Source organism: Citrobacter sp. CK195, assembly GCF_030333365.1.
Classification (GTDB): Bacteria; Pseudomonadota; Gammaproteobacteria; order Enterobacterales; family Enterobacteriaceae; genus Citrobacter_B; species Citrobacter_B koseri.
Genome location: NZ_JAOWGB010000022.1, coordinates 476,230 through 497,234, shown reverse-complemented (window position 1 = coordinate 497,234; position 21,005 = coordinate 476,230). Strand labels below are relative to the sequence as shown.

Annotated in this window: 18 protein-coding genes; 8 read left to right on the top strand and 10 right to left on the bottom strand. The window is 53.1% G+C overall.

What is annotated here, in order from left to right:
• Window positions 1–69 precede the first annotated feature (69 nt).
• Both yajL and panE read right to left on the bottom strand, forming a co-directional pair.
• On the bottom strand, window positions 70–660 hold the full coding sequence (gene yajL / locus OGX93_RS07280; protein WP_012133558.1) for a protein deglycase YajL: 591 nt from the start codon (window positions 658–660) through the stop codon (window positions 70–72).
• Entirely contained in the window at window positions 623–1,534 is a 912-nt protein-coding gene (gene panE / locus OGX93_RS07275) for a 2-dehydropantoate 2-reductase (RefSeq protein WP_047458477.1), read from the bottom strand. The genes yajL and panE overlap by 38 nt, the downstream gene beginning before the upstream one ends.
• 124 nt (window positions 1,535–1,658) lie before the next feature.
• On the opposite strand from panE, the gene OGX93_RS07270 reads away from it, so the two are divergent.
• Window positions 1,659–2,150 carry a YajQ family cyclic di-GMP-binding protein gene (locus OGX93_RS07270; RefSeq protein ID WP_012133556.1) on the top strand — a complete coding sequence of 164 codons (492 nt, stop codon included), beginning with the start codon at window positions 1,659–1,661 and terminating at the stop codon, window positions 2,148–2,150.
• A gap of 91 nt (window positions 2,151–2,241) precedes the next feature.
• On the opposite strand, the gene OGX93_RS07265 is transcribed toward OGX93_RS07270, so the two are convergent.
• From OGX93_RS07265 to OGX93_RS07230, 8 genes are all read right to left on the bottom strand, one after another.
• Window positions 2,242–3,606, bottom strand: a complete 1,365-nt coding sequence (locus tag OGX93_RS07265) for an MFS transporter (RefSeq protein WP_058668699.1) — start codon at window positions 3,604–3,606, stop codon at window positions 2,242–2,244.
• A 253-nt stretch (window positions 3,607–3,859) separates the two neighbouring features.
• The gene (gene cyoE / locus OGX93_RS07260; protein ID WP_072025291.1) at window positions 3,860–4,750 is read right to left on the bottom strand and encodes a heme o synthase; all 891 of its coding nucleotides are present in this window, start codon (window positions 4,748–4,750) and stop codon (window positions 3,860–3,862) included.
• 11 nt (window positions 4,751–4,761) lie between these two features.
• Window positions 4,762–5,091 (bottom strand): cytochrome o ubiquinol oxidase subunit IV, encoded by a 330-nt coding sequence (locus OGX93_RS07255; RefSeq protein ID WP_012133553.1) that lies wholly within the window; start codon window positions 5,089–5,091, stop codon window positions 4,762–4,764.
• Window positions 5,091–5,711 carry a cytochrome o ubiquinol oxidase subunit III gene (locus OGX93_RS07250; protein WP_115609541.1) on the bottom strand — a complete coding sequence of 207 codons (621 nt, stop codon included), beginning with the start codon at window positions 5,709–5,711 and terminating at the stop codon, window positions 5,091–5,093. The genes OGX93_RS07255 and OGX93_RS07250 overlap by 1 nt, the downstream gene beginning before the upstream one ends.
• Entirely contained in the window at window positions 5,701–7,692 is a 1,992-nt protein-coding gene (gene cyoB / locus OGX93_RS07245) for a cytochrome o ubiquinol oxidase subunit I (protein WP_012133551.1), read from the bottom strand. Before cyoB ends, OGX93_RS07250 begins: the two co-directional genes overlap by 11 nt.
• A 19-nt stretch (window positions 7,693–7,711) precedes the next feature.
• Window positions 7,712–8,659, bottom strand: a complete 948-nt coding sequence (cyoA, locus tag OGX93_RS07240; RefSeq protein ID WP_012133550.1) for a cytochrome o ubiquinol oxidase subunit II — start codon at window positions 8,657–8,659, stop codon at window positions 7,712–7,714.
• 458 nt (window positions 8,660–9,117) lie between these two features.
• A complete protein-coding gene (gene ampG / locus OGX93_RS07235) occupies window positions 9,118–10,593 on the bottom strand; it encodes a muropeptide MFS transporter AmpG (protein ID WP_024130594.1) in 1,476 nt (491 codons plus the stop codon).
• A 44-nt stretch (window positions 10,594–10,637) separates the two neighbouring features.
• Window positions 10,638–11,216 (bottom strand): lipoprotein, encoded by a 579-nt coding sequence (locus OGX93_RS07230; protein ID WP_012133548.1) that lies wholly within the window; start codon window positions 11,214–11,216, stop codon window positions 10,638–10,640.
• 304 nt (window positions 11,217–11,520) lie between these two features.
• On the opposite strand from OGX93_RS07230, the gene bolA reads away from it, so the two are divergent.
• The 7 genes from bolA to ppiD all read left to right on the top strand — a co-directional run bounded on the left by bolA (window position 11,521) and on the right by ppiD (window position 20,874).
• Window positions 11,521–11,838 carry a transcriptional regulator BolA gene (gene bolA, locus OGX93_RS07225; protein WP_012133546.1) on the top strand — a complete coding sequence of 106 codons (318 nt, stop codon included), beginning with the start codon at window positions 11,521–11,523 and terminating at the stop codon, window positions 11,836–11,838.
• 347 nt (window positions 11,839–12,185) lie between these two features.
• Window positions 12,186–13,484, top strand: coding sequence for a trigger factor (gene tig / locus OGX93_RS07220; protein ID WP_012133545.1), 1,299 nt, complete (start codon window positions 12,186–12,188; stop codon window positions 13,482–13,484).
• 246 nt (window positions 13,485–13,730) lie between these two features.
• Complete coding sequence (clpP, locus tag OGX93_RS07215; RefSeq protein WP_003021624.1) at window positions 13,731–14,354, top strand: ATP-dependent Clp endopeptidase proteolytic subunit ClpP; 624 nt, start codon at window positions 13,731–13,733, stop codon at window positions 14,352–14,354.
• Window positions 14,355–14,483: 129 nt separating this feature from the next.
• Window positions 14,484–15,758: an ATP-dependent protease ATP-binding subunit ClpX gene (clpX, locus tag OGX93_RS07210; protein WP_115181904.1), complete on the top strand. Its 1,275-nt coding sequence runs from the start codon at window positions 14,484–14,486 to the stop codon at window positions 15,756–15,758.
• A gap of 184 nt (window positions 15,759–15,942) precedes the next feature.
• A complete protein-coding gene (gene lon, locus OGX93_RS07205; protein WP_012133542.1) occupies window positions 15,943–18,297 on the top strand; it encodes an endopeptidase La in 2,355 nt (784 codons plus the stop codon).
• Between the two features lie 209 nt (window positions 18,298–18,506).
• Window positions 18,507–18,779, top strand: a complete 273-nt coding sequence (gene hupB, locus OGX93_RS07200) for a nucleoid-associated protein HU-beta (RefSeq protein WP_003021629.1) — start codon at window positions 18,507–18,509, stop codon at window positions 18,777–18,779.
• 223 nt (window positions 18,780–19,002) lie between these two features.
• Window positions 19,003–20,874: a peptidylprolyl isomerase gene (gene ppiD, locus OGX93_RS07195; protein ID WP_286449411.1), complete on the top strand. Its 1,872-nt coding sequence runs from the start codon at window positions 19,003–19,005 to the stop codon at window positions 20,872–20,874.
• Window positions 20,875–21,005 lie beyond the last annotated feature (131 nt).

The following is a 21,005-nucleotide window of genomic DNA, read 5'->3' as shown; positions in this document are numbered from 1 at the left end:
TATCAGGCGCAACGTATTGCCGGATGACGGCGTAACCGCTTTATCCGGCCTACGCACCGCCATCCGGCGCTATTCGTAGTAATTATAAATTCCTGCCGCCATCACCAGCTGTGACGCCACTTCATGGGCTTTTTCGCGGCCAACCAGCAGATCGATAATTTTCAGTCCGAAGTCAATCGACGTCCCTGGCGCCTGGCTGGTCAGCAGCTTCACGCGCGGGTCCCACACCACACGTTTATCCTGCCACTGTTCGGCGGGAATGTTGTCTTTCAACGCCGGGAAGCCGGTCATATTGCCGATGGGAAAGATATCGTGCGGAACGAGAACCGTGGCGGCCGCTGCGCAAATCGCGGCGACAATACGCCCGGAACGGTGGAACTGCTTAACGGTTTCGACCAGCAACGGGCTGTCGCGAAAACACTCCGCGCCCTTAATGCCGCCAGGCAATACAATGATGTCGTAATCGCCGTCGGCCACCTCGACCAGCGGCGCATCCGCCAGCAGTTTTACGCCACGCGAACAGACAATGGTGAGATTTCCGTCGCTGGCGACGCTCGCGGTCGTGACCTGAATACCGCCACGAACCAGCAGATCGATAGTGGTGACCGCTTCGGTCTCTTCACTACCAGGGGCGAGGCATACCAGTGCCGATGCGCTCATACTCACTCTCCTTTCGCTTTACCATTTCAAACAGACGGGCATTTTCCGGGACGGCGATGCCATGCGCGCGGGCGCGTTTTAACAAATAACCCGTAATATAGTCGATCTCGGTATGACGCAGGGCACGCATGTCCTGCAACATAGACGAGATATTTTCTGCCGTACTCTCAATCACTTGATCGACATAATAACGTAAATCGTCCGCCGACGTATGGTGTCCTTCGCGCTCGATAACCGCAGCGACCTCCTGACATATCGCCATTACCGCTTCCGGGTGGTGGCGTAATTCGCCGTTGGGGCAGTCCCATAGCGCGGTAAGGGGATTAATCACACAGTTTACCGCCAGTTTGCGCCACATCTCTGCGCGAATGTTGTTGTGCCAGGCGACGTCAGGCAGCACGCCCTGCAAAATATCGGCCAGATAGCTGTAGTCCCCGTCCTGCTCACGCGCCGGGCCAATATGGGTAGTGCCGTTGGCGACATGAATGATGACATTCCCGTCGCGTCTGGCGGCATGCGTCGTGGTGCCCATCAGTAACGGCTGCGGGATGTTTTGCAACTCTTCGATTGTGCCCATCCCGTTGTGAATCAGCAGGATCGGCGTGGTTTCAGGCAGAGTGGCGACCAGACCTCTTACGGCATCGTAGACCTGCCAGGCTTTCAGCGTGACCAGCAGCAGATCGCTGTTGGCCAGAAAATCAGGATCGTTCGCCGTCAGGGATTCGTTAAATATTGAACCGTCCGTCTCTATCAGATTCACGCTGCAATAGGGTTGCGGTACGCGCAGCCAACCCTGTACTTCATGTCCATGTTTGCACAGCGCTGTAAGCCAAAGTTGCCCTAAGGCTCCGCATCCCAGTACGGTAATTTTCATTGTTCCTCCTCACCTGCAACAGCGCCAGGTGTTATGGCCTAAGTATAGCGCCATCAGCTAAGCTTCTCGTTATGTCTCGTTACGGGTATTATGCTTCGCATCAAAAACGAAGGGAGAGGAAAAGATGCCATCTTTCGATATTGTCTCTGAAGTCGATCTTCAGGAAGCGCGTAACGCAGTAGATAATGCGACTCGCGAAGTTGAATCACGCTTTGATTTTCGTGGCGTTGAGGCCACGTTTGAATTAAACGACGCGAACAAAACCATCAAAGTACTGAGCGAATCGGATTTCCAGGTGAATCAGCTGCTGGATATTCTGCGCGCGAAGCTGCTCAAGCGCGGCATTGAAGGCAGTTCGCTGGATGTGCCGGAAGCATTTGTCCACAGCGGTAAAACCTGGTTTGTGGAAGCGAAGCTGAAGCAGGGCATTGAAAGCGCGGTTCAGAAGAAGATCGTGAAGCTGATTAAAGACAGCAAGCTGAAAGTGCAGGCGCAAATTCAGGGGGAGGAGATCCGTGTGACCGGAAAATCCCGTGACGATCTGCAATCCGTCATGGCGCTGGTGCGCGGCGGGGATTTGGGACAGCCGTTCCAGTTCAAAAACTTCCGCGATTAAGTTGTGATGCCTGATGGCGCTGCGCTTATCCGGCCTACGGACAATGCGGTCTTGTAGGCCGGATAAGGCGGTAGCCGCCATCCGGCACTTCTCACGCCAGCCTGATCGCCTGCTCAACCTCAAAACGGTTGGTCACTTTGCTGTCGATCTTCACATAGGCGGAATGCTCTTTCTCTGCGATCAACACCTCACTCACACCTTCAGTCGCCAGCAAACGCTGTTTCAGCGCGTTATCGGCGGCAATCTCCGGCGGAATTTCCACGCGTAAGCTGCTGACATACGGCGGTTCTTTCATCGTACTTGCTACCGCCAGCCAGACGACGGTCAACAATGCGCCAGCCAGAAATACCGCCTGACCGCCGAACAGACCATTCACCCAGCCGCCCAGCGAGCCGCCAATCGCGACGCCGAGGAACTGGCTGGTGGAGTAAACGCCCATCGCGGTGCCCTTATAACCAGCAGGAGACTCTTTGCTGATCAGCGAGGGGAGGAGGGCTTCCATCAGGTTAAAAGCGAGGAAGAACAGCTGTACCCCGGCAATTAACCCCCAGAAGTGCACGCCTGCGCCCCACAGCACGACTTCGGCAATCAGTATCAACGCGACGCACAGCAGAAAGACCCGCTTCATCCGGCGTTTGACTTCGGCGTAGATAATGAACGGGACTACGGAGCCAAATGAGATCAGCATTGTGACCAGATAAATCTTCCAGTGCTCGGCGGCGGGGAAACCGGCAGCGGCAAGCTGGCCGGGGAGGGCGACGAAGGTCGACATCAGCAGAATATGCAGACACATGATGCCGAAGTTAAGCTTCAACAGCTTAGGTTCGGCCAGCACTTTGCTGAAACTGCCTTTCACCATGCCGGATTCACGGTTCAATACGTGGGTTGTGCTGTTGGGGACAACCCAAACGGTCAGGGCAATGCCGAGCGCGGCGAGTGCGGCAATCATCCAGAACAGGGCGTTCAGCCCCAGTTTGTGGGTGACGATCGGCCCAAGCACCATCGCAATAGCGAAGGTAATACCAAAACTGACGCCGATAAACGCCATCGCTTTGGTTCGGTTTTGCTCGCGGGTTAAGTCAGACAGCAGCGCCATGACGGCGGCGGCGATTGCGCCGGAGCCTTGCAGCGCGCGGCCAAGAATAATCCCCCAGATGGAGTCAGACAGCGCGGCGATCACGCTACCCAGCACGAACACGGCCAGACCGCCGATAATCAACGGCTTACGCCCGACGCGGTCTGAGAGTAACCCAAAGGGGATCTGGAAAACGGCTTGCGCCAGGCCGTAAATACCGATAGCAATGCCGATCAAGGCTTCGCTGGCGCCCTGAAGCGCCATACCATAGGTGGTCAGAACCGGCAGGACCATAAACATGCCAAGCATGCGCAAAGAAAATACAGTCCCTAAACCCCAGGTGGCGCGCAACTCACCCGGCGTCATTTTGTAATCGTTCATTCCCACCTCTGTATAAAATCCGCGACTAGTGTAAAGCGGTAAACGGGTGGGGTAAATACGTGCTTAATGAACAAATGTTGCGTTTGTGAGGGGGATTTTATCAGGCAATAAAATGCCGGATGGCAACGCGAAAGCGTTTTATCCGGCCTACTTGCTGAGCGCGTTGCGTAATGCCCGATGGCGCTGTGCGGTTTCCGTAGGCCGGATAAGGCGTAAGCCTCCATCCGGCAGAAGATTTGTTGCGGGGCGGGTGTTACCAGACCGAAGCCAGCAGGCTGTGCGAGTCCGGCACCATAAAGTCGACGGACATCATCACGCTTAACGCAGTGATGGCGATGATGGAAAAGCCGAACAGCTTACGCGCCCAGACTTTGTCATCTTCCACTTTGTAACCGCGCAGGGCCATACCGAGCCACCAGACGCTCACGGCTGCCGCGACCACCAGATATTTGTATCCGGCATAGCCACCCAGGGAGAGCATCAGCGTCGCAACGGCAAAGGCGATGATGTACAGCGTGATATGGTTCTTCGCCACCGAGATGCCTTTCACCACCGGCAGAACCGGAATGTTGGCAGCCTGATAATCCTTGAAGCGGAAAATCGCGATGGCGTAAGAGTGCGGCATCTGCCACAGGCTAAAGATCGCCAGCAGAATCAGCGCGCCGCTGTCGAACTCGCCCGTTACGGCGCAGTAGCCAATCACCGGCGGCGCAGCGCCGGAGAGAGAACCAATCAGCGTGCCGTAAACGGAGTGGCGTTTCATGTACAGACTATAAATGCCGACATACACCACGAAGCCCATCACCCCCAGCCAGCAGGCCAGAGGATTCGCGCCAAACCACAGCAGCATAAAGCCAGCAATACCCAGCAAGGTGGCGTACACCAGCGAGACAGCAGGAGAAATCAGGCCTTTGACCAGCACCCGATTCTTGGTCCTTTCCATCTTCCTGTCGATATCCCTGTCGATGTAGTTGTTAAATACACAACCCGACGCCACAACCAGTGACACCCCGACCAGCGTATAGATAAACAGGGGATAGTCGATGCTGCCTTTAGAAGCCAGCAGGAATCCCCCAATCACCGAGATCAGGTTGCCAAAGATGATGCCTGGTTTCGTTACTTGCAGGTATTGCTTAAACATCATAACCGCCGCTCTTAGTGCATCATCATATTGTAGTTCAGGTTCCACATAATCCAGATGGAGCCCACCACCAGAATGGCAATGATCAGCACGGTAAAGACAAAGGCCGTCATGTTCCAGCCTTCGTCAGATTTCGTATTCATGTGCAGGAAGCACACCAGATGCACCAGAATCTGCACCACTGCCATCGCCAGGATAGTCCCCAGAATCACGGCCGGGGAACCTGTACCCGTCATCACCATCCAGAACGGAATGACCGTCAGGATGATCGACAGAATAAAACCTGTCATGTAGGTTTTTACGCTGCCGTGGGACGCGCCGCTGTGATCGGTAGAATGACTCATTACATCGCCCCCATCAGATAAACAACAGTGAACACACAGATCCACACCACATCCAGGAAGTGCCAGAACAGGCTCAGGCACATGATGCGGGTACGGTTAGTGCTGGTCAGGCCGCGACGGGCGATCTGCACCATCAGCACCGCCATCCAGATAAGACCGGAGGTGACGTGCAGGCCGTGCGTACCGACCAGCGCGAAGAACGCAGACAGGAAGCCGCTGCGATCCGGGCCCATGCCTTCAACAATCAGGTGATGGAATTCGTAGATTTCCATCCCGATAAATCCGGCACCGAACAAGAAGGTCAACGCCAGCCAGGAGACAACCTGGCTCTTGTTGTTCTTGTGCATGGCGATAGCCGCCATGCCGTAGGTGATGGAGCTGAACAACAGCAGGAAAGTTTCAACCAGAACGAACGGCAGTTCAAAAATGTCCTTACCTGTCGGGCCGCCTGCGGTGCCGTTCACCAGAACGGCATAGGTTGCGAACAGAATAGAGAACAGAATGCAGTCGCTCATCAGGTAGATCCAAAATCCGAAGATTTTGGTCTGGCCTGCATCGTGGTGCCCGTGTTCGTGCGCGTGGGCAGTCGCGTGCGTTTGCGCTAAAGTATCAGTTGCCATTTTTCAGCCCTGCCTTAGAAATCTCATCGAAATGCTGGTTTTCCAGTTTTTCGACTTCCGGGACTGGTACGTAGTAGTCCACGTCCTCGTCAAAGCTCTTAACAATCCAGCTGATGATCATGCCTGCGAAGCTTGCAATCGCCAGCCACCAGATATGCCAGATCATGGCGAAACCAAAAATAGTGGAGAAGGCGGCGATAACGATGCCCGCACCGCTGTTTTTCGGCATATGAATTTCTTCATAATGCGCAGGCTGTTTGTACGCTTCGCCTTTTTCTTTCATTTCCCAGAAGGCATCACGCTCGTGAACGTGCGGCACAACGGCAAAGTTATAGAACGGAGGCGGAGAAGAGGTTGCCCACTCCAGCGTACGCGCCCCCCACGGGTCGCCGGTCAGGTCGCGGTTCTGCTCGCGGTCGCGAATAGAAACGAAGATCTGAATCAGCTGGCACAGGATGCCCAGTGCAATCAGCGCGGCGCCACAGGCGGCAATCAGCAGCATTGGATGGAACTGCGGGTCAATCTGCTGGCTGAGACGACGGGTCATCCCCATGAAGCCCAGCACGTACAGCGGCATAAACGCAACGAAGAAGCCGATGATCCAGAACCAGAATGCGCGTTTACCCCAGGTCTCGTTCAGCGTGAAGCCGAACGCTTTCGGCCACCAGTAGGTCATACCGGCGAAGCACCCGAAGACCACACCGCCGATGATAACGTTATGGAAGTGCGCAATCAGGAACAGACTGTTGTGCAGAACGAAGTCCGCGCCCGGAACCGCCAGCAGAACGCCAGTCATACCGCCGACCGAGAAGGTCACGATAAAGCCGATCGTCCACAGCATCGCTGAGTGGAAGACGATACGCCCCTGGTACATGGTGAACAGCCAGTTGAAGATCTTAACCCCGGTCGGGATTGCGATAATCATCGTGGTAATACCGAAGAAGGCGTTTACGTTCGCGCCCGCACCCATGGTGAAGAAGTGGTGCAGCCAAACGATGAACGACAGAACGGTGATACACACGGTCGCCCAAACCAGCGAGGTGTAACCAAACAGGCGTTTACGCGAGAAGGTTGCGGCGATTTCGGAGAACACCCCGAAGACCGGCAGAACCAGGATGTACACTTCCGGGTGGCCCCAGGCCCAAATCAGGTTGATGTACATCATCATGTTGCCGCCCATATCGTTGGTAAAGAAATGGGTGCCCAGATAGCGATCCAGGGTCAGCAGCGCGATGGTGACAGTCAGAATTGGGAAGGAGGCGATAATCAGGATGTTCGCGCACAGCGATGCCCAGGTAAATACCGGCATCTTGAACATGGTCATGCCCGGCGCACGCATCTTCAGAATCGTCACGAAGAAGTTGATACCGGTCAGCGTCGTACCGATACCGGATAGCTGGAGACTCCAGATCCAGTAATCGACCCCGACACTCGGACTGTACTCTATTCCCGAGAGCGGCGGATAAGCCAGCCAGCCGGTCTGCGCGAACTCACCAACGCCCAGAGACAGGTTAACCAGGATAACGCCGACAACGGTGAACCAGAAGCTCAGGTTGTTCAGGAACGGGAACGCAACGTCACGCGCGCCGATCTGCAACGGAACCACCAGGTTCATCAGACCGATAACGAATGGCATTGCCACGAAGAAGATCATGATCACGCCGTGAGCGGTGAAGATCTGATCGTAGTGATGCGGCGGCAGGAAGCCCGCTTCACCCGCAGAAGCCAGCGCCTGCTGGCTACGCATCATGATGGCGTCGGCAAAGCCGCGTATCAACATAACAATTGCGACGATGACATACATGATGCCAAGACGCTTGTGGTCAACCGAAGTAAGCCACTCTTTCCATAGGTAGGTCCACTTACCGAAGTAAGTGATCAAGGCTAAAAGCGCCAGACCCCCGACGATAATGGCAGCGATCGTAACCATGACGATAGGTTCATGGAACGGGACTGCATCCAGTGTCAATTTTCCGAACATCGTTTTCTTCCTCGGCCCCTTAGTGAGCGGATTCCGCGTGGCTCATGTCCATGCCTTCCATGCCTTCATGCGAGCTGTGCTCACCTTCCGGTTGGGTCATGTCCATGCTCTTACCGTGAGCCATAAATTTGTTAATGACGTCTTTAAACAAATCCGGTTTCACGTTGGAGAAATATTCCACCTGGTTGTATTCGCTTGGCGCAGCCACTTTCTCGAACGCAGCCATGTCGCTCATGGTGTTCGGTGACTGTTTAGCTTTAGCAACCCACTGGTCGAATGTGGCGCGGTCCGGCGTGGCGATAGCTTTGAACTTCATACCGGAGAAACCAGGGCCGCTATAGCTTGCGGAAATACCATCATAGGTACCGGCTTCGTTGGCGATCAGATGCAGTCGAGTCTGCATACCGGCCATGGCATAAATCTGGCTACCCAGACGCGGGATAAAGAAGGAGTTCATCACGGAGTTGGAGGTCACTTTGAAATAAACCGGAGTGTTCGCCGGGAAGGCGATTTCATTCACGGTTGCAATGCCCTGTTCCGGGTAGATGAAGAACCATTTCCAGTCCATGGAAACCACTTCGATGGTAATGGGCTTCTCGTCATGCGCCAGCGGCTTGCTTGGCTCAAGAGCGTGAGTGGTTTTCCAGGTAAGTACAGCAAGGAAAATGATGATCAGAATCGGCACCGTCCAGACCACAGCTTCCACTTTATTGGAGTGTGACCAGTTCGGGCTGTACTTCGCATCTTTATTGCTCGCACGGTACTTCCAGGCGAAACCAACAGCCATCAAGATGGCGGGAATCACGACAATCAACATCAGGCCAAAAGCCGTCAGTATCAGTGAACGTTGTTCCAGTCCAATCTGTCCTTTGGGGTCAAGAAGTGCAGAATTACAGCCACTGAGTAATGCAGTGCCTGCAATTAATGACAACCATCCCAAACTTTTATTGTATTTCCTGAGTCTCATTTAACGACCTCAATTCCACGGGACCTGGTGGCGTTTAAAGTGTGTGGGCATTTTACGGGAAGGTTACATTACTGTAAACATGATTGGATCTGTGTTACTGGGTTCTGCCGGGCATGTCACATATGTTGCAGGATATGTCGCGTTGACTTTAAGAACCTGTTGCAACATCACGTTATAACGAAAGAGGGCAGGAAGGCAGGACTTGCAGGGTAATTGGTATAACCAATGCAAAATTAAAACAATTGTTTAACAATTAATTATCAACAAAGAGACAAGTGAAAAACAAAAAATAAAACTATATTGGCTGAATCGAGTAAGGAAAATAAAATCTATAAAAGGCGTCAATAATTTCCAGATGCTATTGCGCACAAAACAACAAATATTATTTTTCGCAACTGCTGCTTATTTAGCCGTTATAATTTCGCTCTGTTATTACAACGGCAAATAACGTTGCCCGCTTACACAAGACGTGTTTTGCGTAGCGCCAGATAATCCAGTACCCCGCCGAACAAAATGCCGCATATCGCCACCATGACCCCCGCCTCAAGCAGTTCGGGCAGGAAGGAGAAGCGAGTGTAGTCCACGGCGTTCATCGTCAGCAGCAACAGCCATACCGCCAGCAGGCCGCAACCGATCATTAGCGTCAGCAGCGCCAAACCATACGCCCCGCGAAATTCCGTACGGGGGATGAAGCTTTCGCTTTCCCAACTGTGTTCAAGGGTTTGACGACAAACCAGCAGAAGCAGAAGGCCAGGCACGGCCGCTGCGACGGAGAAGAGATAAAACGTGGGCCAGCCATGCGCTTCGACAAACCATCCGGCAACGGGGCCGACATACACGCGTCCCACCGCAGAGAGCGCGGAGAGCAGGGCAAACTGGGTGGCGGAAAACGATTTGTTGCACAGCGTCATTAACAATGCGACAAAGGCCGCTGTTCCCATTCCGCCGCACAGGTTCTCGAAGAAGACCGCTGCGGCCATGCTGAACATATGCTTGTCCGTCACGGAAAGCAGCCAGTAACCGGCGTTGGAAACGCCTTGCAAAATGCCGAAAATCAGCAGCGCGCGGAAAAGGGAAAGGCGCTGCATCAGGATGCCGCCGTACAGCGCGCCGACAATCGTCGCCAGCAGTCCCAGCGTTTTATTGACCACGCCGACTTCACCGGCATCAAAACCAACGCCGCGAATCAAAAAGGTGGTGGTCAGGCTCATGGCGAACGCGTCGCCCAGCTTATACAGTACGATTAACAACAAGATCAGCCAGGCGTTGTTGCGGCCAAAAAAGTCGCGCAGCGGAGCGGCGACCGCCTGTTCCAGCGTTTTAGGCACTGGAATGGAATCTTCAGGTTCAGGGGCCAGGAGCGTGGCGATAATACAGGGCACAAGCAGCGCCGCCATCAGCCAGTACATCCCCTGCCAGCCGAGCCAGCGATCCGCCAGCCACAGCGCCAGACCACCGGAGACCAGCATTCCTAGCCGATAGCCCAGTACGCTAATCGCCGCTCCGGTGCCGCGTTCTTCCGCAGGCAGAACATCCGTTTTCCACGCGTCAAAGACAATGTCCTGAGATGCGGAACAGAAGGCGATGATAACCGCCAGCGCCGCCATCCAGCGCAGCTGCGTGCCGGGTTCCAGAAAACCCATCGCCGCAATGGCGAGCAGCAGCAGAATCTGCGTGGTAATCAGCCAGCCGCGACGACGACCTAAAAAAGGCGGCGTGTAACGGTCCATGACCGGAGACCAGAGGAATTTAAAGACATAGGCCTGGCCCACCAGAGAGAAGAAACCAATGGTTTTGAGATCGATATTCTCAACGGTCATCCAGGCCTGTAGCGTGCCGGAGGTGAGCGCGAGGGGTAAACCTGATGCAAACCCCAGAATCAACAGGATAGCTGAACGCGGTTGCTGAAAAATACGTAAATATTGGTTGGGCATGGGCATCTACAGGCCCGACAAGCGCCGGGCCATCTGGACAGAAATTAACGTGCGTTCTGCTTAATGAATTCGTGAATGCTGGTGTCCTGAGACATATCAGCGATGGTGTCGGTCAGGACGCTGTTAACCGCGTTGGCGATATTCTGGTTGGACGCCTGGAATGCGCCTTCAACAGAGTAGCTCGCACGGTAGTTTTTCGTCATCTTGTTGCCGTTTGCCGCCGTCGCGATGATGGCGATATCCGCTTTGGTGGCGATGTTGTAGCGAACGTTACCCTGAGATACATCGGCATACAGCTGATTTACGATGATTTGCAGGTTAACAGCGCCGTTCGGCCCCACCATATAACCGCGTGCGGTCATCTGTTTTTCCAGCACTTCTTGCAGCAGGAAGCGCAGATCGCGGGAGGCGGTCAGAGTAACCAGTTGGTTATTACGCGTAACTTTCGCCAGCGCCTGATCCTGACGCTGGTCGGCGCCGTTGATGCTCACAGTAACGCCCATCAGGCTTGGATCTTGTTGCGGCAGTGTGATTTTCGGCGATACGTCAATGGTTGTCGGCGGTGTTGCGCACCCTGCCAGCATAACCAGAGCAATTAATGGAAAGAGGATTTTCTTTAACATGTTCGGGCTCTCAGTGACTCTTAAGCGTGATAGATAAAAATTCCCGCCATCATAACATTGCCAACGGCGAGGGGAAGTGGTCAACGCATGTAAATTCATCGCGTTGTCTGTTTTCTGACCCTCGGTACACCTTACTTCGGGTTTTCGCAACCAAATGAATGGATAAGTCAGTAAACTTCATACGTTTGAATGAAAATATCAGACGAACGCTAAATTTTTGTTGTCATGATGTAATGTAAACGGTAAAAGCGGCTAGTATTTAAAGGGATGGGTGACATCTCAGCGTTGTCGGAGGAGATATTTCATGATGATACGTGAGCAAATAGAAGAAAAATTAAGGGCAGCGTTCGAACCCGTGTTCCTCGAAGTTGTGGATGAAAGCTATCGTCACAATGTTCCGGCAGGCTCTGAGAGCCACTTTAAGGTTGTGCTGGTCAGCGATCGCTTCACTGGCGAACGTTTTCTTAATCGCCACCGGATGATTTACGGTACGTTAACGGCAGAACTCTCCACAACCGTACATGCGCTGGCCCTGCATACCTATACCATCAAGGAGTGGGAAGGATTGCAGGATACGATCTTCGCATCGCCTCCTTGCCGTGGCGCAGGAAGCATCGCGTAGAAAAACGCATTTGCAACTGTTGGCGCTTTTCCAGTATGTTGCTACAGATTATGTGAAAACGGCCTGCGGGCCGTTTTGTTTTGTCTGAATTTTGAGCGAGATGTACAGTATTCAGACCAAAATTAGCCGGGAATTGTGAAAAAAGCCGCAGCAACGCGCGATAACCGTTCTCGACTCATAAAAGTGATGCCGCTATAATGCGGCGTCTTATTTTTCGGAATGTCTTCGGGATGATTCTGACGACAGGGAATGTGATTGATTATGAGAACATCCCGGTTCCGCGAAGCCAACAACCTGTGCTTGCGGAGTAGAGTTGACCGAGCACTGTGATTTTTTGAGGTAACAAGATGCAAGTTTCAGTTGAAACCACTCAAGGCCTTGGCCGCCGTGTAACGATTACTATCGCTGCTGACAGCATCGAGACCGCTGTGAAAAGCGAGCTGGTCAACGTAGCGAAGAAAGTGCGTATTGACGGCTTCCGCAAGGGCAAAGTACCGATGAATGTTGTTGCTCAGCGTTATGGCGCTTCTGTTCGCCAGGACGTTCTGGGTGACCTGATGAGCCGTAACTTCGTTGACGCGATCATCAAAGAAAAAATCAACCCGGCTGGCGCACCGAACTATGTTCCGGGCGAATACAAACTGGGCGAAGACTTCACCTACGCTGTAGAATTTGAAGTCTACCCGGAAGTTGAACTGACCGGTCTGGAATCCATCGAAGTTGAAAAACCGGTTGTTGAAGTGACCGACGCCGATGTTGACGTGATGCTGGACACCCTGCGTAAACAGCAGGCAACCTGGAAAGACAAAGACGGCGCTGCTGATGCAGAAGACCGTGTAACCATCGACTTCACCGGTTCTGTTGACGGTGAAGAGTTCGAAGGCGGCAAAGCGTCTGACTTCGTACTGGCGATGGGCCAGGGTCGTATGATCCCGGGCTTTGAAGACGGTATCAAAGGTCATAAAGCAGGCGAAGAGTTCACTATCGACGTGACCTTCCCGGAAGAATATCACGCTGAAAACCTGAAAGGTAAAGCCGCTAAATTCGCTATCAACCTGAAGAAAGTTGAAGAGCGCGAGCTGCCGGAACTGACCGAAGAATTCATCAAGCGTTTTGGCGTTGAAGATGGTTCTGTTGCCGGTCTGCGTACTGAAGTGCGTAAAAACATGGAACGCGAGCTGAAAGGCGCTGTGCGTAACCGCGTGAAGTCTCAGGCGATTGAAGGCCTGGTGAAAGCGAACGACATCGACGTTCCATCTGCGCTGATCGACAGCGAAGTTGACGTTCTGCGTCGTCAGGCTGCACAGCGTTTCGGCGGCAACGAGAAACAAGCGCTGGAACTGCCGCGTGAACTGTTCGAAGAACAGGCTAAGCGTCGCGTTGTTGTCGGCCTGCTGCTGGGCGAAGTGATTCGCACTCAGGAGCTGAAAGCTGACGAAGAGCGCGTTAAAGGTCTGATCGAAGAGATGGCTTCTGCGTACGAAGATCCGAAAGAAGTTATCGAGTTCTACAGCAAAAACAAAGAGCTGATGGACAACATGCGTAACGTCGCTCTGGAAGAGCAGGCCGTTGAAGCCGTTCTGGCGAAAGCGAAAGTGACTGAAAAAGCCACTTCCTTCAATGAACTGATGAACCAGCAGGCGTAATTCGTCGCTTAATTAGCACGAAATTCGCACAAGAGCCCGTCACCTCCAGGTGGCGGGCTTTTTTTTGTCACGCATTTTGCATGGAAGAGTGCGAAAACAGCGTTTCAGTGTTAGCGTTACAACAAAAGATTGTTATGCTTGAATTATGGCGATGCCGTACCCATAACAGAGGGACTAGCTGATAATCCGTCCATAAGGTTACAATCGGTACAGCAGGTTTTTTCAATTTTTATCCAGGAGACGGAAATGTCATACAGCGGCGAACGAGATAACTTTGCACCCCATATGGCGCTGGTGCCGATGGTCATTGAACAGACCTCACGTGGTGAGCGCTCTTTTGATATCTATTCTCGTCTACTTAAGGAACGTGTCATTTTTCTGACCGGCCAGGTCGAAGACCATATGGCTAACCTGATTGTGGCGCAGATGCTGTTCCTGGAAGCGGAAAACCCGGAAAAAGATATCTACCTGTACATTAACTCCCCAGGCGGGGTTATTACCGCAGGGATGTCTATCTACGACACCATGCAGTTTATTAAGCCGGACGTTAGCACGATTTGTATGGGCCAGGCGGCTTCTATGGGCGCGTTCCTGCTGACTGCTGGCGCAAAAGGCAAACGTTTCTGCCTGCCTAACTCTCGCGTCATGATTCACCAGCCTCTCGGCGGTTATCAGGGCCAGGCGACAGATATTGAAATTCATGCCCGTGAAATCCTGAAGGTGAAAGGGCGCATGAATGAACTTATGGCGCACCATACGGGTCAGTCTCTTGAGCAGATTGAACGTGATACCGAGCGCGACCGCTTCCTCTCCGCGTCTGAAGCGGTGGAGTACGGTCTGGTCGACTCGATTTTGACCCATCGTAATTGATGCCCAGGGCGCAGGTGTGCCGCTATAATACTATCCAGGGGCGGCACAACGCTGACAAGCGACTTGCGCCTGAGAATGGCATTTGCGTCGTCGTGTGCGGCACAAAGAACAAAGAAGAGGTTTTGACTCATGACAGATAAACGCAAAGATGGCTCGGGCAAATTGTTGTACTGCTCTTTTTGCGGCAAAAGCCAGCATGAAGTGCGCAAGCTGATTGCCGGTCCATCCGTGTATATCTGCGACGAATGTGTTGATCTATGTAACGACATCATTCGCGAAGAGATTAAGGAAGTGGCACCGCACCGTGAACGCAGTGCGCTGCCGACGCCACATGAAATTCGCAACCATCTGGACGATTATGTTATCGGCCAGGAGCAGGCGAAAAAAGTGCTGGCGGTCGCGGTATACAACCACTACAAACGTCTGCGCAACGGCGACACCAGCAATGGCGTTGAGTTGGGCAAAAGTAACATTCTGCTGATCGGGCCGACCGGTTCCGGTAAAACGCTGCTGGCCGAAACGCTGGCGCGTCTGCTGGACGTACCGTTCACCATGGCGGATGCCACCACCCTGACTGAAGCCGGTTATGTGGGCGAAGATGTTGAGAACATCATTCAGAAGCTGTTGCAAAAATGCGATTACGATGTGCAGAAAGCGCAGCGCGGTATTGTCTACATCGATGAAATCGACAAGATTTCCCGTAAGTCTGACAACCCGTCCATTACCCGTGACGTTTCCGGTGAAGGCGTACAGCAGGCGCTGTTGAAACTGATCGAAGGGACGGTTGCCGCCGTTCCGCCGCAGGGAGGACGCAAGCATCCGCAGCAGGAGTTCTTGCAGGTTGATACCTCTAAGATCCTGTTTATCTGCGGCGGCGCGTTCGCCGGTCTGGATAAAGTGATTGCTAACCGTGTTGAAACCGGCTCCGGCATTGGTTTTGGCGCAACGGTTAAAGCGCAATCCGACAAGGCCAGCGAAGGCGAACTGCTGGCGCAGGTTGAGCCGGAAGATCTGATCAAATTTGGTCTGATTCCTGAGTTCATTGGTCGTCTGCCGGTTGTGGCGACGCTGAATGAGCTGAGTGAAGAAGCGCTGATCCAGATCCTGAAAGAGCCGAAAAACGCCCTGACCAAACAGTATCAGGCGCTGTTTAACCTGGAAGGCGTCGATCTGGAATTTCGTGACGAAGCGCTGGATGCTATCGCGAAGAAAGCGATGGCGCGTAAAACCGGCGCCCGTGGTCTGCGTTCCATCGTTGAAGCGGCGCTGCTTGATACCATGTACGATCTGCCTTCTATGGAAGACGTCGAAAAGGTGGTTATTGACGAGTCCGTCATCGGCGGTCAGAGCAAGCCGTTGCTGATTTACGGCAAGCCGGAAGCGCAGCAGGCATCTGGTGAATAATTAACCAACTCATACAATCAGTTAACGAAAAAGGGGGGATTTTATCCCCCCTTTTATTTTTCCGTAAACATGGCGTTGAATGTGTGGGAAACATCCCCATATACTGACATACATGTTAATGGCTGCGTGAAGCACAGTCGCGCAGTCTGATTACCTGGCGGACACTAAACTAAGAGAGAGCTCTATGAATCCTGAGCGTTCTGAACGCATTGAAATCCCCGTATTGCCGTTGCGCGATGTGGTGGTTTATCCGCACATGGTCATACCCTTATTTGTAGGGCGGGAAAAATCTATCCGTTGTCTGGAAGCGGCTATGGACCATGATAAAAAAATCATGCTGGTCGCCCAGAAAGAAGCATCAACGGATGAGCCGGGTGTAAACGATCTTTTCACCGTCGGGACCGTGGCCTCAATTTTGCAAATGCTGAAACTGCCTGACGGTACTGTCAAAGTGCTGGTTGAGGGGTTGCAGCGCGCACGTATTTCTGCGCTGTCAGATAACGGCGAACACTTTTCCGCTAAGGCGGAATACCTTGAATCGCCAGCGATTGATGAGCGCGAGCAGGAAGTGCTGGTGCGCACTGCCATCAGTCAGTTCGAAGGCTACATCAAGCTGAACAAAAAAATCCCACCGGAAGTGCTGACGTCGCTCAATAGCATTGACGATCCTGCGCGTCTGGCGGACACCATCGCTGCCCATATGCCGCTGAAGCTGGCGGATAAGCAGTCCGTGCTGGAGATGTCCGACGTTAACGAACGTCTGGAATATCTGATGGCGATGATGGAATCTGAAATCGATCTGTTGCAGGTTGAGAAGCGTATTCGCAACCGCGTTAAAAAGCAGATGGAGAAATCTCAGCGTGAGTACTATCTGAATGAACAAATGAAAGCCATTCAGAAAGAACTGGGCGAGATGGACGACGCGCCGGATGAAAACGAAGCGCTGAAGCGTAAAATCGACGCGGCGAAAATGCCGAAAGAAGCAAAAGAGAAAGCGGAAGCAGAATTGCAGAAGCTGAAAATGATGTCTCCGATGTCGGCGGAAGCGACGGTTGTACGCGGCTACATCGACTGGATGGTGCAGGTGCCGTGGAACGCGCGTAGCAAGGTCAAAAAAGACCTGCGTCAGGCGCAGGAAATTCTCGACACAGACCATTACGGTCTGGAGCGTGTGAAAGATCGCATCCTTGAATATCTCGCGGTACAAAGCCGTGTAAACAAAATCAAAGGGCCGATCCTGTGTCTGGTTGGGCCACCGGGGGTAGGTAAAACGTCTCTGGGCCAGTCCATCGCCAAGGCGACCGGGCGTAAATATATCCGTATGGCGCTCGGCGGCGTGCGTGATGAAGCAGAAATCCGCGGCCACCGCCGGACATACATCGGCTCTATGCCGGGTAAACTGATCCAGAAAATGGCTAAAGTGGGCGTTAAAAACCCACTGTTCCTGCTCGATGAGATCGACAAAATGTCTTCCGACATGCGTGGCGATCCTGCCTCTGCGCTGCTTGAGGTGCTGGACCCTGAGCAGAACGTGGCGTTCAGCGATCACTACCTGGAAGTGGATTACGATCTCAGCGACGTGATGTTCGTTGCCACCTCCAACTCCATGAACATTCCGGCGCCTCTGCTGGATCGTATGGAAGTGATTCGTCTGTCCGGTTATACCGAAGACGAGAAGCTGAACATTGCTAAACAGCACCTGCTGCCGAAACAGATCGAGCGTAACGCACTGAAGAAAGGTGAGCTGACGGTTGAGGATAGCGCCATTATCGGCATTATCCGTTACTACACCCGTGAAGCGGGCGTGCGTAGCCTGGAGCGTGAAATCTCCAAACTGTGCCGCAAAGCCGTGAAACAGCTGCTGCTGGATAAGTCGCTGAAACACATTGTGATCGATGGCGATAACCTGCATGACTACCTCGGCGTACAGCGCTTTGACTATGGTCGTGCGGACAACGAAAACCGTGTGGGTCAGGTAACGGGTCTGGCATGGACGGAAGTGGGCGGCGACCTGCTGACCATCGAAACCGCCTGTGTGCCGGGTAAAGGCAAACTGACTTACACCGGTTCTCTCGGTGAGGTTATGCAGGAGTCTATTCAGGCTGCGCTGACCGTGGTGCGTGCGCGTGCGGAAAAACTGGGTATTAATCCAGACTTTTACGAAAAACGCGACATCCACGTTCACGTACCGGAAGGGGCGACGCCGAAAGATGGCCCGAGCGCCGGTATTGCGATGTGTACCGCGCTGGTCTCCTGCCTGACGGGTAATCCTGTTCGCGCTGATGTGGCGATGACCGGGGAAATTACCCTGCGAGGCCAGGTACTGCCTATCGGCGGCCTGAAAGAGAAACTGCTGGCGGCGCACCGTGGCGGGATCAAAACCGTGTTAATTCCGTTTGAGAATAAACGCGATCTGGAAGAGATTCCAGACAACGTTATTGCCGATCTGGACATTCATCCGGTGAAACGCATTGAGGAAGTTCTGACTCTTGCGTTGCAAAATGAGCCGTCCGGCATACAGGTTGTCACCGCAAAATAGTGACCTCGCGCAAATAGCGCTAAGAAAAACAGGGCTGGCAGGGCATTTCGTGCTTGCCAGCCTTTTTTTGTATAGCTAATTTAGATGACGGATCGGGCTTGCCATCATTAACGGGTGTTGTAAGGGCATGGCAGGCCTGATATAACTGCTGCGCGGTCGCACTTTGAAGGATTCCGGTGCGATATAAATTATAAAAGAGGAAGAGAAGAGTGAATAAATCTCAACTGATCGACAAAATTGCTGCAGGGGCTGATATCTCTAAGGCTGCGGCTGGACGTGCGTTAGATGCAATTATTGCTTCTGTCACTGAATCACTGAAAGAAGGTGATGATGTAGCGCTGGTAGGTTTTGGTACTTTTGCTGTTAAAGAGCGTGCTGCCCGTACTGGTCGCAACCCGCAAACAGGTAAAGAGATCACCATCGCCGCCGCTAAAGTGCCGGGTTTCCGTGCAGGTAAAGCGCTGAAAGACGCGGTAAACTAAGAGCTTCTCCCCCTGGGGATGTGACAAAGTACAAGGGCGCATCATCTGATGTGCCTTTTTTATTTGTCCAGTACTACTTTATTTGAGTTTATGCTGGTTGTGGGCTGACAATTACCCCGGTTTCTTGTCACAATACAGCTTTCCGCGCAGCGTTCAGAAAACGCTATGCTGCGTGAAGTATGAATACGCAAAACAGTCACCTACAGCGGAGTGTGGTTACACCATGATGGACAGCTTACGCACGGCTGCTAACAGTCTCGTGCTCAAGATTATTTTCGGTATCATTATCGTGTCGTTCATTTTGACCGGCGTGAGTGGTTACCTGATTGGCGGAAGCAATAACTACGCCGCAAAAGTGAATGACCAGGAAATCAGCCGCTCGCAGTTTGAGAATGCGTTTAACAGCGAACGTAATCGTATGCAGCAGCAACTGGGCGATCAGTATTCTGAACTGGCGGCGAATGAAGGCTACATGAAAACGCTGCGTCAGCAGGTACTGAATCGTCTTATCGATGAAGCCTTGCTGGATCAATACGCGCATGAGCTTAAACTCAGCATCAGCGACGAACAGGTTAAGCAAGCCATCTTTTCAACGGCGGCTTTCCAGGTTGACGGCAAATTTGATAACAACCGCTACAACGCGATTGTGAATCAGATGGGGATGACAGCCGATCAGTATGCTCAGGCATTGCGTAACCAGCTCACCACCCAGCAACTGATTGCTGGCGTTGCCGGTACTGATTTCATGCTGAAAGGTGAAACGGACGAGCTGGCGGCGTTAGTCGCGCAGCAGCGTGTGGTGCGTGAAGCGACGATTGACGTAAACGCACTGGCTGCGAAGCAGCAGGCTACCGATCAGGAAGTGTCCAGCTACTACGAGCAGAACAAGAACCGCTTTATGACCCCGGAGCAGTTCCGCGTGAGCTACATCAAGCTGGATGCGGCTGCTATGCAGGAAACGGTCAACGATGCGGATATCCAGTCTTACTATGACCAGCATCAGGATCAGTTCACCCAGCCGCAGCGTAACCGTTACAGCGTCATTCAGACCAAAACGGAAGATGAAGCGAAAGCGGTGCTGGACGCATTGAACAAAGGCGGTGATTTTGCCGCGCTGGCGAAAGAGAAATCCGCAGACATTATCTCTGCGCGCAACGGCGGCGATATGGGCTGGCTGGAAGACGCCACCACGCCGGACGAACTGAAAAATGCCGGCCTGAAAGAAAAAGGCCAGCTGTCTGGCGTGATTAAATCCTCTGTTGGCTTCCTGGTTGCGCGTCTGGATGATGTTCAGACTGCGAAAGTGAAGCCGCTGAGCGAAGCGCGTGATGACATTGCCGCGAAAGTGAAGCAGGAAAAAGCGCTGGATGCCTATTACGCGCTGCAACAAAAAGTCAGCGATGCGGCGAGCAACGATACCGAATCTCTGGCGGGCGCTGAACAGGCCGCTGGCGTGAAAGCGGTTGAAACCGGCTGGTTCAGCCATGACAACCTGCCAGAAGAGCTGAATTTTAAACCGGTTGCCGATGCTATCTTCAACGGTGGTCTGGTTGGCGAGAACGGTACGCCGGGCAGCAACTCCGATATCATCACCGTGGATGGCGACCGCGCATTCGTGCTGCGCATCAGCGAGCATAAACCTGAAGCGGTTAAGCCTCTGGCTGACGTGAAAGAGCAGGTGGCTGCGCTCGTTAAGCACAACAAAGCAGAGCAGCAGGCAAAACTGGATGCTGACAAACTGCTGGCTGAGCTGAAAGCGGGTAAAGGCGCAGAAGCGATGAAAGCGGCCGGTCTGAGCTTTGGCGAAGCGAAAACGCTGAGCCGTACCGGGCAGGACCCGGTAAGCCAGGCTGCGTTTGCGCTGGGTCTGCCAGAGAAAGATAAGCCGAGCTATGGCGTCGCTAACGATATGCAGGGCAACGTTGTGCTGCTGGCGCTGGACGACGTGAAAGCGGGCTCTATGCCGGAAGAGCAGAAAAAAGCGATGGTTCAGGGTATTACCCAGAATAACGCGCAGATTACCTTTGAAGCGCTGATGAGTAACCTGCGTAAAGCGGCGAAAATCAAAGTCGGCGATGCGCTGGAACAGCAGTAATCACCGAGACGCTTCGCAAAAAACTGCAAAAAGTTGTAACCCTCAAAGGCCGCCTTCGCGGCCTTTTCCATTTCTGATATTTGCTATTTGTTTGCCTTTCTCCGCCCCGCTATCGTGATGCCACTGTTAAC